This window comes from Ornithinimicrobium murale (assembly GCF_003352835.1).
GTDB lineage: Bacteria > Actinomycetota > Actinomycetes > Actinomycetales > Dermatophilaceae > Ornithinicoccus > Ornithinicoccus muralis.
The window spans coordinates 47304-63120 of record NZ_QLVD01000008.1 but is presented as its reverse complement, the minus strand read 5'-3'; the positions used below and the strand labels follow the sequence as shown (position 1 = coordinate 63120).

The 15817-nt window shown below is 65.6% G+C and carries 8 protein-coding genes; all 8 read right to left on the bottom strand.

The window, feature by feature from the left end; all coding sequences use genetic code 11:
* Nucleotides 1–266 precede the first annotated feature (266 nt).
* Nucleotides 267–2888, bottom strand: a complete 2622-nt coding sequence (locus DPQ65_RS03070; RefSeq protein WP_114905917.1) for an AAA family ATPase — start codon at nucleotides 2886–2888, stop codon at nucleotides 267–269.
* Nucleotides 2889–3205: 317 nt separating this feature from the next.
* Nucleotides 3206–4129, bottom strand: coding sequence for a tyrosine-type recombinase/integrase (locus DPQ65_RS03065; RefSeq protein WP_114905916.1), 924 nt, complete (start codon nucleotides 4127–4129; stop codon nucleotides 3206–3208).
* A 194-nt stretch (nucleotides 4130–4323) separates the two neighbouring features.
* Entirely contained in the window at nucleotides 4324–8598 is a 4275-nt protein-coding gene (locus DPQ65_RS03060; RefSeq protein ID WP_114905915.1) for a hypothetical protein, read from the bottom strand.
* A gap of 140 nt (nucleotides 8599–8738) precedes the next feature.
* Nucleotides 8739–9965, bottom strand: a complete 1227-nt coding sequence (locus tag DPQ65_RS03055) for a hypothetical protein (protein ID WP_114905914.1) — start codon at nucleotides 9963–9965, stop codon at nucleotides 8739–8741.
* A 139-nt stretch (nucleotides 9966–10104) separates the two neighbouring features.
* Nucleotides 10105–12762, bottom strand: a complete 2658-nt coding sequence (locus DPQ65_RS03050) for a DUF3427 domain-containing protein (protein ID WP_420330064.1) — start codon at nucleotides 12760–12762, stop codon at nucleotides 10105–10107.
* A gap of 525 nt (nucleotides 12763–13287) precedes the next feature.
* Nucleotides 13288–14433 carry an LCP family protein gene (locus DPQ65_RS03045; protein ID WP_114905912.1) on the bottom strand — a complete coding sequence of 382 codons (1146 nt, stop codon included), beginning with the start codon at nucleotides 14431–14433 and terminating at the stop codon, nucleotides 13288–13290.
* 113 nt (nucleotides 14434–14546) lie between these two features.
* Nucleotides 14547–14834, bottom strand: a complete 288-nt coding sequence (locus DPQ65_RS03040) for a WhiB family transcriptional regulator (RefSeq protein WP_238146649.1) — start codon at nucleotides 14832–14834, stop codon at nucleotides 14547–14549.
* Between the two features lie 293 nt (nucleotides 14835–15127).
* Nucleotides 15128–15805, bottom strand: a complete 678-nt coding sequence (locus DPQ65_RS03035; protein WP_162801988.1) for a hypothetical protein — start codon at nucleotides 15803–15805, stop codon at nucleotides 15128–15130.
* Nucleotides 15806–15817 lie beyond the last annotated feature (12 nt).

Here is a 15817-nt window from a genome sequence, read left to right as displayed (position 1 = left end):
ACAGTGGCCCACCAACAGCAGATCAGAGCGGGTGACACTGTGCCACAGTGGCCCACCAACAGCAGATCAGAGCGGGCGATACGCGGCGGAAGGACACCTGCGGGACGTCCGGCTTCCGCGTACCGGCTCGGTCCCTCGTTCCAAATCACCCCTCGCCCCCTATGGTGGCCCCCCATTCCCGCGGCCAATCAGGACCGACCGAGTCCTGGGCGGCTCGATCCACCTGCGGCTGATTCTCTGCACGCCCCAAGGAGGCGCATCTTGGGCTAAGGGTGCCGCACCGACACGGACAGTTTAGAAGCCCTTCTCTCGAATGGTATTGGTCCGCCCTCCAAGTGATTCAGAGTCAATCTGTTGAGTTCGTGACGCTCCAGTGAGCCGCGGGCTTCGACCTCGCCGTGGCCAGCCGTGGCCCGCATCGTTATGATTTGCTCGGCGTCACCGCTGACGACGATACCGGGGCTACGGGTCGCGAATATGTACTGACGTGTGCCGCGGAGTGAGCGGAGCCGATCGACTAGGTACTCCTCGATCCAGGGCGCGTGTAAAGCATCTTCGGGCTGGTCCACGAGAACGGGTGTATCTCCATCTGCCAAGAGGGTTACTAGCACGGCCGTGCATCGTTGCCCATGAGCGAGCTCCTCAATAGGGGTGTACGCCTGATCGTCTGGGCGTCGGAACTTCACCGTAAGTACATCTGGTCTGTCAATGCACTGCATCTCCAGAAGTTCTTCCCATAGATCCTTTTCGTCCACATTTGCGTACAACTTCGCAATGTTTCCGAGGTCGATGCCCGCCTCGACGTTCACCAGGTCGTCAATAGCCTGGCGCCACATGCTACGAACGAACCTGACGGGGTGCGTCCTGAGTGCCAGTTGGTTGAGGATCTCCTCGCGGACCCTGGAGCCCACCTTGATGCGGTCAAGGGCCCGGCGAAACTCCGTAGGGTCGCCAGAGACAGGGACATCAAGTTTCACAAAGCCCGCCGCTTTGGCATTGAGTTCAGACACGCGGTCGCGGCGAAGCCTGCGTCGCTCCTGCCTAGCGGCCTGCAGGTTGCCTAGCAGTTCTTCCCGCTCAACCTGCAGGCGTTCCAGTATTGGGCGCGCGTCCTCGGCTAGTTCCGACTGAGCTGCCTGAGCTCGATTAAGACTTAGTTGCAGGTGCTCAAGGCTTGCACGTAGCGAACCAAGCGACGACCCTGGGGCTACTCTTTCCAGCTCCTCATCCAACCGGCTCTTGAAGGCCGTAAATCGCCCGTCCCAGTCCGAACGTGCGGCGGATACACGTGTTGAGGCCTCTTCGAGGGCGGCACAGATCTCCATGTGTGCAGCGTCGAGGCGGGTCTTCAAGTGCTTTAGGGCGGCGGCGACATCTGTGAATAAGTCTTCGTTCGTGCTGACGGACGCTTCAATGTCGGGGCCAGGCGGGGTGAGGTCGGGAGCATGCAACCCGCCTAGCTTCTCGCTAATCCGCGCCAGTGTCGTGTGCTCGACCGTCCAGTCGGATTGTTCTTTGACGGCGTCGGTTCTGAAGAGGTCGGTGAGTTGGCGCACCTGCTCCGTGAGATGCGGTTCCGCCTCTGCCTCCACTCCGAGCGCATGGACGCGTTCCCGTGCCCCCAGCAAAGCCCGGGCGTTCTCGCGCAGCGAGTCGGTCGCCGTCTCAATCTGACTATTGACCGCGGTCAAGTCGATAGCCGAATCAACGAGGGTCATCCTGCCGACCGGCTCGCGAGAGTACTCTAGAATCTCACCCTGCGAAAATGCAGCAAGCGGAAACAGTAGTGGTGGCTGGGCATCGATTTCGGCCCAGTCGGAGCCCGTCTGTTGATATACTTGCGCTGCGACGGTGTCTCCGAGACGCAAAGTCCGTTCGATCTTATACCGACGTCCGCCAGATATGGCGTTGATCACCACAGTGCTGCCGTTCATGAGGGCTTTGGTCATGCGCGAGTCGATCTCCTGGCGGATTGCTGGGAACGCTTCGGCATCCACTTGCTGGTCGAGCGCGAAGCGAATCGCTTCGAGAATCAAGGATTTTCCTGTGCCGGTCCCGCCAAGGAGGCAATTCAGATCCGGCGAGAAGGAAATTCGCTCCCCGCCCAAGAACCCGCCTAGTATCTCCACGCCCTCAATGTGCCAATACGTGGATTCCGCAGGAGGCTCTTCCAGCGAGATGCGCAGGCCGGGGTCTGATAGGGCGTGGCGTAGACCGATGAGGTCTGGCCTACTTGCCTTGACCCATGTGCGTCGAACACCAATGCCGTCAATGCTGTGACGGTTCCTCGTCGCATCCCACGCGTCGGAGGATCTGACGAAAGCTAGGTCTCGTTCGTTGCCGAGCACTCCCTTTACTTGGTCCGTCGAGTCCAAGTGAACAACCTCGGCAGCGTGTATGGCCGTATTGAGAAGAGTCTTCTTAAGATGCGCTTTGACCGCCAGCCGCAGGAGCCCTTTTTCTTTCTCGATATGTGCGGCGATTGCAAGACCACCCGCGCGCTCAACTTCCTCGGCTGCTTCAGCGAATCCCACTTCGGCGGCGATGTCGAGCTTCCCGCGATCCACTCTTCCAATGCCAAGCCTTACGAGCACCTCGTCAATGATGGTGGGGTCGGTCCTTTCCTCCCAGATCGCAAGGAGGTGTCCCTCTGTGGTGCTGATTTCGACGCCTGGCAGGACGATGAGTGACGCGTCCCTAGCAGCCTCAGCCATCTGTTGACACCAAGCGGAGGTGTTGTGGTCGGTGACTGCTATGGCGTCAAGCCCTGCGGCGACTGCAGCGCTGACTATGTCGTGCGCGCTGCCGAAGTCGTCCGGGTTCACATCTTCGGAACCTGGTGTGTGGACGTGAAGGTCGACCGCCCAGAAGCGTGCCCAGTCACTCATCCCTTGGCCCCGTCAACTTGGTGGAGTGGCGCACCGTCTGTGGCGCACTTCAGGTCATGGCCGAGTTGTGGACTCAAGTAGATCTCCCCTTGGCATCGCGCTTTGGGCTCCACCGTATCCGTATCAACCCAGTTGGTGTAGCCGCGAGTCCGGGTATCTCCCTTTTGGAGCCCTCGGTGGCCCACCGATGGCGGAGTTGCCGTGTCGACCGCCCGCTCACAAGCGGAGTCGTGATGTCAGCACAAGGGCACAGCGAGATGTCTGTCTGCTGCGTCCCTCTGGGCGGAACTGCCGCCGGCCGTGAACCATGGGCAGAATCAGACGCCGGCGACGTAGGCGGTGAGGAAGTGGACGCCGTGGCGGTCGAGGTTGCCGCGGGCTCGGTCGTAGTGCTCGGTGGTTCTGGGGTCAGCGTGCCGGGCCAGGATCTGGGCGTCACGTAGGGGCACGCCGGCGTCGAGGGCGTTGGTGATGGCAGCGTGGCGTAGCGAGTGTGGGCTGATGTGCCGGGGGATCTTCGCGGTCTTCGCGATGCGTTGGACCATCCGGTAGACATCACGGCGGTCGATCGGTTGGCCCGAGAGTGGGCGCAGGACCAGCCGGCCGGTGGTGCGCTCTCCTCGGCATGCCTCCAGGACCCGCAGCACGGGCACGGTCAGCGGCATTGTGGCCGGCTTGTTCCCCTTACCGACCAGGCGCAGCACCCGGTGGCCCCGCAGCACGTCGGTGTAGTCCTCGATCCGCACAGTTGCGGCCTCGGAGGCCCGTAGGGCGTTGATCCCGAGCAGGTAGGCCAGTGCGCCGTGGTGGACGGTGATGGTCTGGGCGACCTGGAGGAAGCGGATCAGTTCCAGCCGGTCCAGGCCCTGGGTGCGGGACTCGTCCCGGTGGATCTTCGGGAGCCGGGCGTAGACGGCCGGGTCGCCGGGGATGGTGCCGTCGATGTGCGCGAACCGGAAGTAGCCCCGGACGGCGTGCATCATCGTGTTCACCGAGGAGTCCATCAGGCCGACGTCTCCGAGCTCGCGGATGTACAGCTCGACGTGCGCTCGCTGTATCCCGAGCAGTGGGTCCAGCCCGTTGGCCTCGCACCAGGCGAACCAGCGGCCCAGTTGTGCCCGGTACAGGGCGTGGGTGGCTCCGGAGTACCGCGCCAGGAACGAGACCGCCGCGAGCTGCGCGGGGCTCATCGAGGACGGCTGGAACGGCAGTGTCGCCGTGGAGCTGGTCGTGGTAGACATGGTCGCCTCCTACGGCGACCTGGATCCCCGCCCAGTCGGTGCCCGCCGCCAGCACGGACGAGGCGCGACGAGGTTGTCGAATCCCACGACGCTACGCCGCGCAAAGGACCACGTCGGGTCGCGGCGGTAGGACGCACCTCGCTGCCTACGGCCCGGTCTTTCCTGTCGCCGACAACCGGCTTGTGCGTGGCGGGTCAGGGGTTGCCGGTGGTCGGGGTCTTGCGGCGCGACCAGCTGCTGGGCACTGGCAGGTTGCCGTTGATGACAAGGGTGACGACGACGCTGGGGGAGTGCGGGTTGGCCATCCCGTGCTGCTGGGGGCCGAGGACGAACAGGTAGTTCTCGGGGGTGCCAATGGGCAGGACCTTTCGGCTCATGTCGAGGACCACGAGGATGGAGAGACGTGCGCCGTCGGCGGCGGCGTACTGCGTGGGCTGGCCGATGTACTTGGTGGCGGACTCAGGTGTCACAGGTTGGTCGCGGGCGACCTTGAGCTCAGCGGTGATGCCGTCGTGGCGGGTGTCGAGGTACCCGTGACCGAGTGCCGTGCCGCGTTCGACTCGTCCCTCGAGGGTCGGGTCGGCAAGGAGGGCGGCGTGGAGGTCGTCGTGGAACCGGCGTTCTCTCACGTACTGGCCGCGGCGGTACTTCTTGTTCCACGTCATGGCCAGCCCCGCGCGGGAGACAGCGTTGAGGAGCCGGGCGAACGGCTGGAGCTGGTTGTGCGGGTAGCCGGCAGCGGCGAGGTTCTCGTAGATGCTAAGGAGGTGCTCGTCGAACACCTCGTACTGGGTGGTGGCGTCGCGGGCCGGATCGTAGGGGCGGACACGGAACTCACGGTGGCCGGCGATGTCGAGGGGCTGGGCCTTCGGGTTTCCGTGCTCGTCGGTGCCGCGCCAGGTGAGGCGCACGAGAATCGGCGGTGCGTGCTGGGTGGTGGGGACGGCGTACCGTACGTGGAGGCTGCCAGTTCCTTCGTAGGTGTCCGGGTCGCCGGTGTGCTGGTGGCGCTGCCAGGTGAGCGCGGGCCGCTGGAGCTCTGTGTCGTTCAGGGTGCTGATGAGCTCGGCGTCCAGGCGTTCAACCCACGCTGGCCACGGGTCGGTCTGTACTTGAAGGGTCAGGGTGTGGGTAAGGGCGGGGTCGACGATGGCGGGTCCAGTAAGGAGCGTGTCGTCGATCGAGACCAGGGCGACAGCGACTGTCGGACTGTCTGGCTCGGGTTCGGCAGGCGGCGTCCATGGCCGGAAACCGTGCTGACGTTCGGGTGAGCGGATGAACAGCAACGGTGCCGGGAGACCGGCCGCTGCGGTGAGAACCGTGTCCAGGTCGAGGGGTGCGGCCGGGTCGGGATCGGCCGCGAGGACGGCCCGTAGGTCTCGTGCGCGGGGGAGGAGCGGGTCGTCGTCACGGTAGGTGGTCAGGTCGATGGCGGCGGCGCGGCGTGCTGCTGCGGTCCGGTGCGCAGTGGCCTGAGTGGTGTCGGCGTTCAGGTCGGCGGCTTCGGCGTCGAGGAAGTGCGCGACAGCGTCGAGCAGCCGTGCGGTGATGACGATGCCGTCATGGGTTGCGGTCCCGGTCGACCTGCCGCCACGTTCCAAGTCAGCGACGAGGCCACGCAGCCGCTGCGCGCGGGCTCTGAACCTCTCGGCCGGGTCGTTCGGTTCGGTCGACCCGTCCGCGGCCTCGCCGGCGGGGGCGTCTGTCAAGCCCACGGTGATCTCGGTGGGGGTCGGAACGTCGAGCAAGGTGCAGATGATGGCGGCCCGCACCACGGCAGCCTTCGCAAAGGGCCGCAGCCACCGCAGGTCGTCCTCGGTGTGACCCAGGCAATTGCCGATGGCAGCGCCGACCTCATTTACCGCGGCGCGCACCTTCGCGTCATCCGGCACGTCCGGTTCCAGGGTCACGTGGAGTCGCCCGACCGCGGCCGCGAGCGAGACGACGGAACGTTGCGCGCTGCGGGACGGTTCGTCCGGGAGACGAGTCAGCGCGTCCTCGAGCAGCGCGGCGACATCGGCCCGACGTTCGGCTCGGGCGAGGACCTCGGCGTACTCCATCGACCCGTAGTGCGACTCCGGTGAATGTGCCGCACCGACGTTGATGATGTCGGCCGCATGCAGCCCGAGGAGGCCGACGCCGCAGTCGAGGAGGCCGTTGAGCGCCTCCTCGGCTTCGTCGCGCTGCCGGAGCCCGTAGGTGTTCCTGGGTGCGAGCGCCAGCCACAACGCCGCGAGTTCGGAGGTGACCCGTGCATCCGGCTGCCACGGCTGCTCGATCACCTTAATGGCCTGATGCCATTCGAGCTCCGGGATCCGAGCCAGGGCCTTCTTCTCAAGTGCGGCGAGTGCGTCGAGGTCCGGCACATGGTGCCGAAGCGCCGAGATCGAAGTCAGGAACGTCTCCAGGTGCTCGGAGACATTGATGTTCTCCATCACCGTCGCAGCGTGCAACGCCAACCGCAGTCGGGACTCCTCGTCCGGCCACGGGAGCCGGCACGAGGCCGCGAGGACCGCTTCCACCATGACGACGTACGCGTCCGAGACCAGCGCTGGGAGCAGATTCGCAACTGTTGACGGGAGCGCGTGGGTTCCACCGATGGTGGTCCAGGCCTCCAGCGCCGCGGACCGCGGGCCGGGTTCGGCATCGACCAGGTAGGTGTGCAGTGTCGGCAGGATGGCCTGCAGCACCCTGGGCTGGTTTCCGTGACGGCGACCAACCTCGCCCAGCGTGGCCAGGAGCGGGTACACGACGTCGGCCCCCAGGTCGCTGTCGCGTTCGTTGGTGATGAGCGCCGTGATGGTTTCGCACACCGCCAACGGGTCGGTCGATGATGCGGACTCGACCGCGCTCAATAAGCGTCGGGCCGACTGGTACAGGCTGTTCTTGCGCGACCACGCCTCCATTCCCGCGAGCGGGTCCGGTGGTGCGGTCGAGGTGAGCACAGTCGGCTTGTCGGTGAGCCGGTGCCGGGTGAGCGTGACGAAGGCACCCAGGGTTGCGTGCAGGTGCGTTGCCAAGGCGTCGCCGTGCCAGCGGCCCATCCGCTCAATGGACTCGGCTGCCGAGAACGTCACCTCGTGGCCCCACGATTCATCGGTGCGCGCGAGGAGGAACGCGAACGCCGCGTCGGTAACCGCTTCCGCTTCCTCGGGCGTGGTCACCGGATCGTGGGGCTGACGATGGACGTACTCGGTGTCGACCATGTCCAGGGCATACCGCACCGAGCCGACGAGACCGTTGCGGGTCTCTTTCGACGCGTGCCGGCCTGCATCCTCCAGCAGTCCGGCGACCCGGACGGGTGCCGCAATGAACATCCGTGCGAGTGCCCGTTCCGCGGTACCGACCGTGCCCGGGTCGTAGCTGTCCTCCGGCGGAACGCCGAGGGAGACCGTCAGTCTCGGCAGCAGATCGACTGCAAGCTCGAGGTGAGTGCTCGCGAGATGCTCGATCGCGCCACCGGCGGCTCGCCGGTCGAAGTCGGAGACCCGTCGCGGCTGGTGCGCCGGGCTCACAATGATGCCCGTCACGGCCGGCCGCGGAAGCATGCCGCCCAACTGCGCCGTCACTTTGTCCGGGCACAGCTCCGCGAGGACCCGCAACGGTCCTGGGTCGTTGGCTTGGACCACGGACATCGGGCCCGACAGATGATGTTCGTCGGGTGTCTTCGACCCCGCCAGGGCGACAACCGACCAGATAACCGCATCATCGACCGTGCCGGCGTCCACGAGTTCCGGGTGGTCGGTGAGGCAGCGCCCTGCTTCCAGCGACGGGAACCCCCGCAAGGCTCCCAACGCAGCCGCCACCAGGCGTCCGGCGAGCTCGGGGCGTCGCGCAGTCAGGTGCCGCAACGGCTCCAACAGCTCCGCCAGCCCGACGCTCTCGACCGCATCGAACAGCTCGTCGATGATGCGCTCATCGAATCGGTCCGCCGCACGACCAGCGACTGTCGTCAGCCGGCGCCGTGCTGCTGCAGTCGCGTCGGGATCCGCCTCAACGGCCGGATCCGGATCAAGAACATCGAGGTCATCCAGGATGCCGGCGATGGCCGGGTCCGCCGTGGCCCGCAAGCTCCGTCGGCGCTCCACCCGCCCGGCTCGCGCAACACCCCGGACTCGCAACTCCTCAGCCCGCTCTGCTTCCTCGGCCTGGGTCCGCTGTTGACGTTCCTGAGCCTCACTTTCGAGGTTCGGCAGGCGGCCCGTCGGGTCCCGCATGTCGCAGCCCACGCAGTGCTCGCCGTAGAACCCGAACGTGACGTGGTCCAACTGCATACCGGACATGTTCCCGATCGCGACTGGGCACTCCACCCGCCGCGAATTCAACGGAAGCCCGGACATCTCCTCGAGCATCCCGCGGCCGCCGGACTCCACGAACCGCATGTGCCGGCAGTGGTTCGCAGCGAGCTCGATGATGCGAGCGTTCTCGCGCCCGAGGTCCAACTGCCTGGCGAACTCTGCTTCGTCCAACCTTCCGCTTCCGCTCGTGTGTCACCACCGATAAGACCAGTCTGACGCACGCCGCCGACACGATGGCGACGTGCGATCTCGCCGTCAACCACGGGCTGGTCGCTGGCGAAGCACCGCAGCGCCCGAAACGGCGCAACGGTCTAGTCGGGACTGGCTCGTTCGGATTCGGCTCGGGCACCGTCGCTGCGAACTGCGGTGACCAGCTCGCTCAGCGTGGTGAAGACCGTCTGCGGACGCCCGAGCGCGCGCTGCGCGTCTCGGAGTTGTGTGCCGGTGTGAGTCTCAGCGCACACGTAGTCGGCGTACCCGGCGGCGCTGGACAGGTGGAACATATCGACCAGATCGTTACGGCCCCACTTGCTCATGTGGTCGATGAACCGGCGGATGAAGAGCTCGGACACCAGGCCAACCATGCGCGACTCAGCGAACAGGCGTGCCAACTCACCGTCGCTGAACGTCGGGAAGTCTGCGGCGTACGACAGACGCCGGTACGCCGCGGTGTAGTAGCCGATGTTCTCGTTCCAGTAGCGACGCCTGGCGAGCCGACGACGCTGCTCTTTCGGCTGGTGCTCCGCATGAATCTGCGCAGTGATGGCGGTGTGGTGGGTGACCCACTTCGTGAGTGGGTTCTTCGGCATCCGCTCTGGGTCGATGAGCACATCGAGGATGACGCTCGGCATGGTCAACATCGCCATGAACTTGTCCGAGTCCGGGGTCTCATCAGTGATGCCTAACGAGGTGTCCTTGCCGAAGAGCGCGCCGGGCTCGGTCACGATGGGGTGCAGGACGGGTGCGTTCTCCATCAGGCCTAGGTGCCGTCGGATGGACAGCTCGACCTCGTGCTGCCACAGGTCCAGCGGGTGCCGGATCTGCCACCCGCCAGCCAAGTGAGCCATGGCCACGCCCACCTCGTAACGTCGGTCGCCGTGTAGACCGGCGGTCTCGAGAAGGTGCCCCGTTGATAGCGGCAGGACAATGCCGCCGTCGTTGGCGAGTCGGATGAGGTCTTGAGCTGCGCGGAGCTCGTCAGGATCCTTCACACGGGCCGGGTCGTGCAGAACGTCGGCAACGGTCCTCCACCGGTTCTGGTCGAGGTAGACAGACGGCCTGCCGTTGAGCGGGGGCGGGGAAGCGGGGTTGAACCCTTCGGTGAGGATGAGGTCGTTTCTCGTCGTGGTCGACCATATCCACCACTTCTCCCAGTCGAACGTGGACGTCGCGACCTGAGAATCCTGGCGCTGATGTCTGGGCTCGAGTTTGTCGTCGAAGATCTGCCCGTCCTGGCAGACGATTCGGATGGACCCGTTCTGGTAGTCGACGTGCCAGTACCTGTACAGGTCAGCGGAGATGACCAGCGATTCGTCCACGAACGCAGGCTAGCCGTGATCACCACCCGACCGGCTGCAGAAGGGTCAGCCGCCAGCGGGGGTCGTGCGCTCAAAGCAGTGACCACCCCTCTGTTGCTTCGGGCGCGTCATTCTGGGCGAAGTGACGCAGTCAGGTCTGCTACCCCGCGGCCACGGCCGCAGAGGCAAAGAAATCAGCCGGCATCGGAACGTCCAGACGCCACGTGATGGCGATGGGGCGCTCCCCTTCGTGCGAGAGGTAGCGGGCCGGGCCCAGGAGCAGGTAGGGGCTGGTCCCGAAGTCGTCCTTCTTCTCCTCGCGCACGAAGATCAGAACAGTCGACGTGCCGGTGAGATAGCGCTGGCCAGTCCTGGACGCGGCCGTTGTCACGGACTGGGACTCCCAGTGGAACAGGTCCCGACTGATGGGGTAGTCCCGATACATCGTCGTCGGTGAGAAGCTGTCGTCGGTCTTGCGCAGCGTCACGAAGAAGGCATCGACGTTGAGCTCTGGCACGTACAGGACACCCTCACGGAACGAGTTCGGTTTCCGCGCCGTCGATGCGTAGCCCAGAGCGGCCAACACCTCCTCACGCTGATAGCGCCCGTGAACGTGAAGGGGCACGTCGGCGAGACGGCCGGTCAAGGGCCGCACTGGATGATCCGCCTGGTCGAAGGCCTCGTCGATGACTTCCCAGGTGCTGGCGCGGACGACGTCGGACTGCCCGAGGCTGCGCAGCCCCTCCCCCACGGAGTCAAAGCCGCCACCGTCCGGCCAGAGCGAGAAGAAGAGCATGTCTGCGAGTCTGCGCTCCATGCCCGAAAGACCTTCGTACTCCGCGGAGGCACCTTGCAGGATCGAGCCGTAGGCGCGATGCCGCTGCGGGTCATCCACATGAGCAAGCGCACGCGCCCGGCGTCCGAGTTTCACCTCAAGCGGGGTCAGGGCAGGACTGTGAGTCGCGTCCGCCTGCAGTTCTGCCCAAGATCGCTGGCCGCGGCGCAGCACGTCGGCAAGCGCCAGTCCGGAGTCATCGAGGAACGTCGAGAGCGACGTCCCTGGACCCATCGCGGCCAACTGCTGGACCAGGCTTGGCCACCGTGCCGAGATCTGCGTGCGCAGGTTCTCCAGCACGACCTCCTGAGATCGTTCATCCAGGACGACTTGCGAGCCAGAGGGAAGGTACGGAAAGCCCTCCTCGATGTCTGCACGGAGGCGTCCACGCGGTCGACCGGTGAGGGCACTGAGCTTGGCATCGAAACGGAACTCGCGCCGCTGGTTGCCCACAAAGTCCAGCACCGTGAGCACCGGCTTGTCAGGCCGAGACCGTAGGCCCCGGCCGAGTTGCTGCAGGAAGACAGTGGCACTCTCCGTGGGGCGCAGGAACAGCAACGTGTCCACGTCGGGGATGTCCACGCCCTCGTTGAACAGGTCCGCCGCGAAGAGGACCTGCACGGTGCCCGATCGCAGGGCCGCGAGCGCGTCTCTACGCTCATCGCGAGGGGTGTCTCCACTCACGGCACGCGCCGCGATGCCCGCGTCGTTGAAGACCCGTGCCATGTACCGGGCGTGGGCAACGCCCACACAAAACCCGAGGGCCTTCATCTGGTGCACGTCCGACACCTTGTGACCCAGTTCCTTCAAGATCACTCGGGCGCGAGCGTCATTGCCCGTGTAGAGCTTCTGGAGAGATGCTTCGTCATAGCGTCCCCGAGTCCAGGCAACGGTGCTGAGATCGGTGCCGTCCGAGACCATGAAGTAGTGGAAGGGGCAGAGGATGCCAGCCTGCAGCGCCTCCCAGAGCCGTAGTTCGGCGGCAGTTCGCCCATCGAAGTAGGCCCGAACGTCGAACCCATCAGCTCGCTCAGGGGTCGCTGTCAGCGCAAGCAGCTCTCGGGGCTGCATGTGTTCCAGGAGGCCCTGATAAGTCGTCGCTGCGGCGTGGTGAAACTCATCCACCACCACGACCTCGAACGCAGCGGCCTCCAGAGACTTCACGCCGTAGGAGTTCAGGGACTGGATGCTGGCAAAGACGTGTTGCCACCGCTCGGGCCGGCTGCCATCGACATAGAGCTCGCCGAAGTTCGGATCGCCGAGCACCTCGCAGTAGGTCCGGCGCGACTGTTCGAGGATCTCCTTGCGGTGAGCGACGAAAAGGAGGCTGGGATAGCGCTTCGTCTCCGGATCGGCCAACCGCTTGTAATCCAATGCTGCGATGACCGTCTTCCCCGTCCCGGTCGCCGCAACCACCAGGTTGCGATGCCGACCGTGGAGCTCGCGCTCAGCCTGCACGGTGTCGAGGATGTGCTGTTGGTAGGCGTAGGGCCGAACTTCAAGGCCCGAGATGGTCCAGCCGCCGTCCTTCGGCCCGCCGCGTCCGGAGGCCTGAGACAGGGCATCGTCGAGACGGTCACGTTGGTCTTGGTTGTCCGGGTCGTACGGCTCGAAGCTTGGGTCATTCCAGTACGTCTCGAACGTGGCACCGAACTTCTCCAGGAGCGCCGGCGTCCCCACCCGGGACAGGCGGACGTTCCACTCGAGCCCATCCAACAGGGCGGCACGCGAGAGGTTGGAGGAACCCACGTATGCCGTGTCGTAACCCGTGGCGCGATGGAACAGCCACGCCTTGGCATGGAGTCTGGTGGTGGCCTCGTCATAGTGGATCCGCACCTCCGCCCCGAACTCACGCACGAGTCGGTCGAGGGCCCGACGCTCCGTGGCACCCATGTAGGTCGTGGTGATCACTCGGAACGGCACCCTTCGATCGCGGAGTGCTCGGAGCTGCTCATCGATGACCCGCAGGCCATGCCACTTCACAAAGGCACAGAGCAGGTCGACCCCGTCCGCGGCCCCCAACTCGGCCCGCAGCTCTGCACCAAGATTGGGCTCGCCCTTGGCGTTCGTCAGCAAGGCTGCCTCACTCAGAGGCGTTGCCGGCCGGGTGCCCTTGTTATGCGCATGGCCCGGCACAACCGGGCCCCGAACTGCCGTCAGGTGCCGGCTGGGGGTCGCCACCACCTCGTCGGCAGCCAGCTCCGCGAGCAGTCGGTTGGCAAGGGCCAGCCGTTCGGCGTCATCGCGGACTTCCCGCAGGACGCGCTCGACAACGACCGCCACATGACGGGCGAAGGCATGCGGTTGCTCCGCTGACTCAACCGCCTCAAACTCTGTGTTGACCTCGTCGGGCAGCTCAGCAATCCGCCCCAACAGACCTGTTGTGGCGAGCGCTTCGTAAAGTCCCTCCTGCACACCCGCAGCTTGCCAGGTGGGGCTGACGCCCGCTTGGTCTGGCCTGCGATGGCGTGTCGCCCCTGCGCGTGCTCAGCTTGCAGGGCCGACTCCTCAGCGTCCGGTCAGCTCCTCCGACGTGCCGTACTTGTCCACATACCCGGACAGGTCGCCGCCATCGCGCATCGCCTGGCCCAGCTCATTGGTCCGGCCCTCGTTGAGCCGGTTGATCGACATGCCGCCGGAGGTCATGTCGAAGTAGGCCACCGGCACCATCAGCGAGGTGATGTCCTCGTCCTTGAAGTCTGCACCGATGTCGACCATCGTCATGAGCTGCTCGACGGAGATGTCGCCCTCGATCTTGACGTTCTTGTGCAGCATCGGCAGCAGCTCGAGCAGCTTCTCCGGCTCCTCCTCGCGGATCTCCACCAGGCGCTCCATCATGCCCTTCAGGGCCGCGCGGTGGCGCTCGGTGCGGTCCAGGTCGCCCAGCGGGAGAGTCTTGCGCTCCCGGACATAGATCAGGCCGTCGGTGTTCTCCAGCTTGATGCGGCCCTCCTCGAAGACGACCTGGCGCCCGGTCGACCCGACGGTGACGGTGGAGTAGTGCTCGTTGTCGACGTAGAAGCCGTCCATCCAGCGGGTCAGCGCGATGAACATGTCGAAGTTGGTCTGTGCGACGAAGTCGATCTCCAGGCCGCCCATCAGCTCAGAGACGGTCTGACGCAGCAGCGGGATGCCGCCACGCGCGTAGGCCTCGTTGATCTTGTTCGTGCCCTGCCCCGGGATGTTGACGTAGGAGTCGCGCGCGATCGAGACCAGGTTGAGGTGTTCGCGGTCCTCGGTGAGCTGCACCAGGACGATGACATCAGAACGGCCACTGAAGTCGTTGCTGCGAGAGTCCGAGCCGATCAGCAGGGCGGTGATGGTGCCGTCGGGCAGAGCCTCCTTGGCCGCGTCCTTCTTGTCCTCGTCGTCCTTCTCGTCCTCGTCGGACTTGTCCTTGGTCGGCTTCGCCGTCTTCTTCTCGGTGTCCGACGGAGCGGCTGTCGCCGTCTTCTCGTCGGTGTCCGGCGATGGTGACGGCGGTGGCGCGGCCGTGACCGTGGTGGCCTCGGCGTCGGACGTGGTCGGGGCCGCGTCCGAGGTCGTCGGTGCACTGTCGGTCTCGACCGGGCTGTCGGTCTCGCCGTTGCTGCAGGCTGTCACAGCCAGGCAGAAGGCGACGATCAGTGCCAGGAGACGGCGGGTCAGAGTCATGAGGCTTCCTTCATCGCGCGGGTCTGTTGCAGGCTCCCCAGGTCGCAGGATCCCAGTCACGAGGACAGTCCACTCTGATCACTTTTCCCCCGAAAGTCCAGCCGACCAACCGCTCAGGCTGCCGTCCGATCCTTGCGCGGGCGACCTCGCGGTCGCTTGTGCGGGATGATCCGGCCGTTCTCCAGGAGCTCCCCGCCCCACACGCCCCAGGGCTCGCGCAGCTCGAGGGCCGTTTGCAGACACATCTCCCGCAGTGGGCAACCGGCGCACAGCGCTTTGGCGCGATCCAGGTCCTGCGGGCGCTCGGCGAAGAACAGATCCGGCTCGGTCCGGCATGGCAGACTGTGCGCCTCCCTCGCCAACTGTGCGAGTTGGCGCGAGTCACGTTGGTTGTGCGGCACCTTCCCCTCCCTCTCCCTGACTACCTCAGACTCCCCGCCTAAGGCACCCCGACACATCGGGCAAACGTCTTAGATTTCCCACCCTGCAACCCCGACCAAGGTCGTATCCGCCCCGACTTCCGGCTGACCTCTTCGCCCATCGTGAACCAGCAGGTGGTACGCGCACAAGCCCTGACACGACGGGAAAGTGCGGTGAACGGCGCTGGCCACAGCGCTGCGCTCTGTCAGCCGTCACCCGATAGGACACCCCCGTGACCGCTTCACCGATCGCTCGACGATCTCCTGAGGCGTGGCTACTCCTGCTCGCAGCTCTGGTTGATCTGGTCGAGGCTGGACTGGACCAAGTCCATGTCCAGTCGACTCACGCCGTCCATAAGGTCCTTGCCCGCTGTCGAGAGGTCGGCATGGGCCGACAGCAGCTGGCCGTTGGCAGCGCCGAGGAAGGCTGCGATGCTGGCGCTCTCGTGCCAGCCGTGGTCCTCGCCCAGGGACCCCCAGGACTCGACCACGCCGTGTTCCTGCTCCAGGTGGTCGGCCAGGGCGCACGCATAGCTGATCTGCCCCTCCTGGGACACGTCACCCTCACCGGTTACGCCGTCGCAGGCCGCGGTGAAGTCAGCAAGAGCGCCCTCCATCGCCGCCACATCTGCCTGCATGACCCCCTGGAAGTAGGCATGACCCGCGTCGCTGAGCTCCGGCCGGTCGGCCAGCACGAAGCCAGCGCCGCCACCGGCCAGGCTGCTCATGGCGACGGTCTGCCGCACCACGTCGTCCGCCTCGTTACCGACCACCGTCCAGTTGGCGATGTCGGGGTCCCCCTCCGCGACGTCATGGGCCAGTGCGCAGGCGTAGGCGACCTGACCCTCGTGCGAGACATCCGGATCGGCTGCACCAGAGCTGCACGCGCCGGCGACAAGTGCCAGGCTGATGATCGCGGTCCTGAGCACGCCGCGGGTTTCCCGAGTGGTCATGCCGGCCCACAC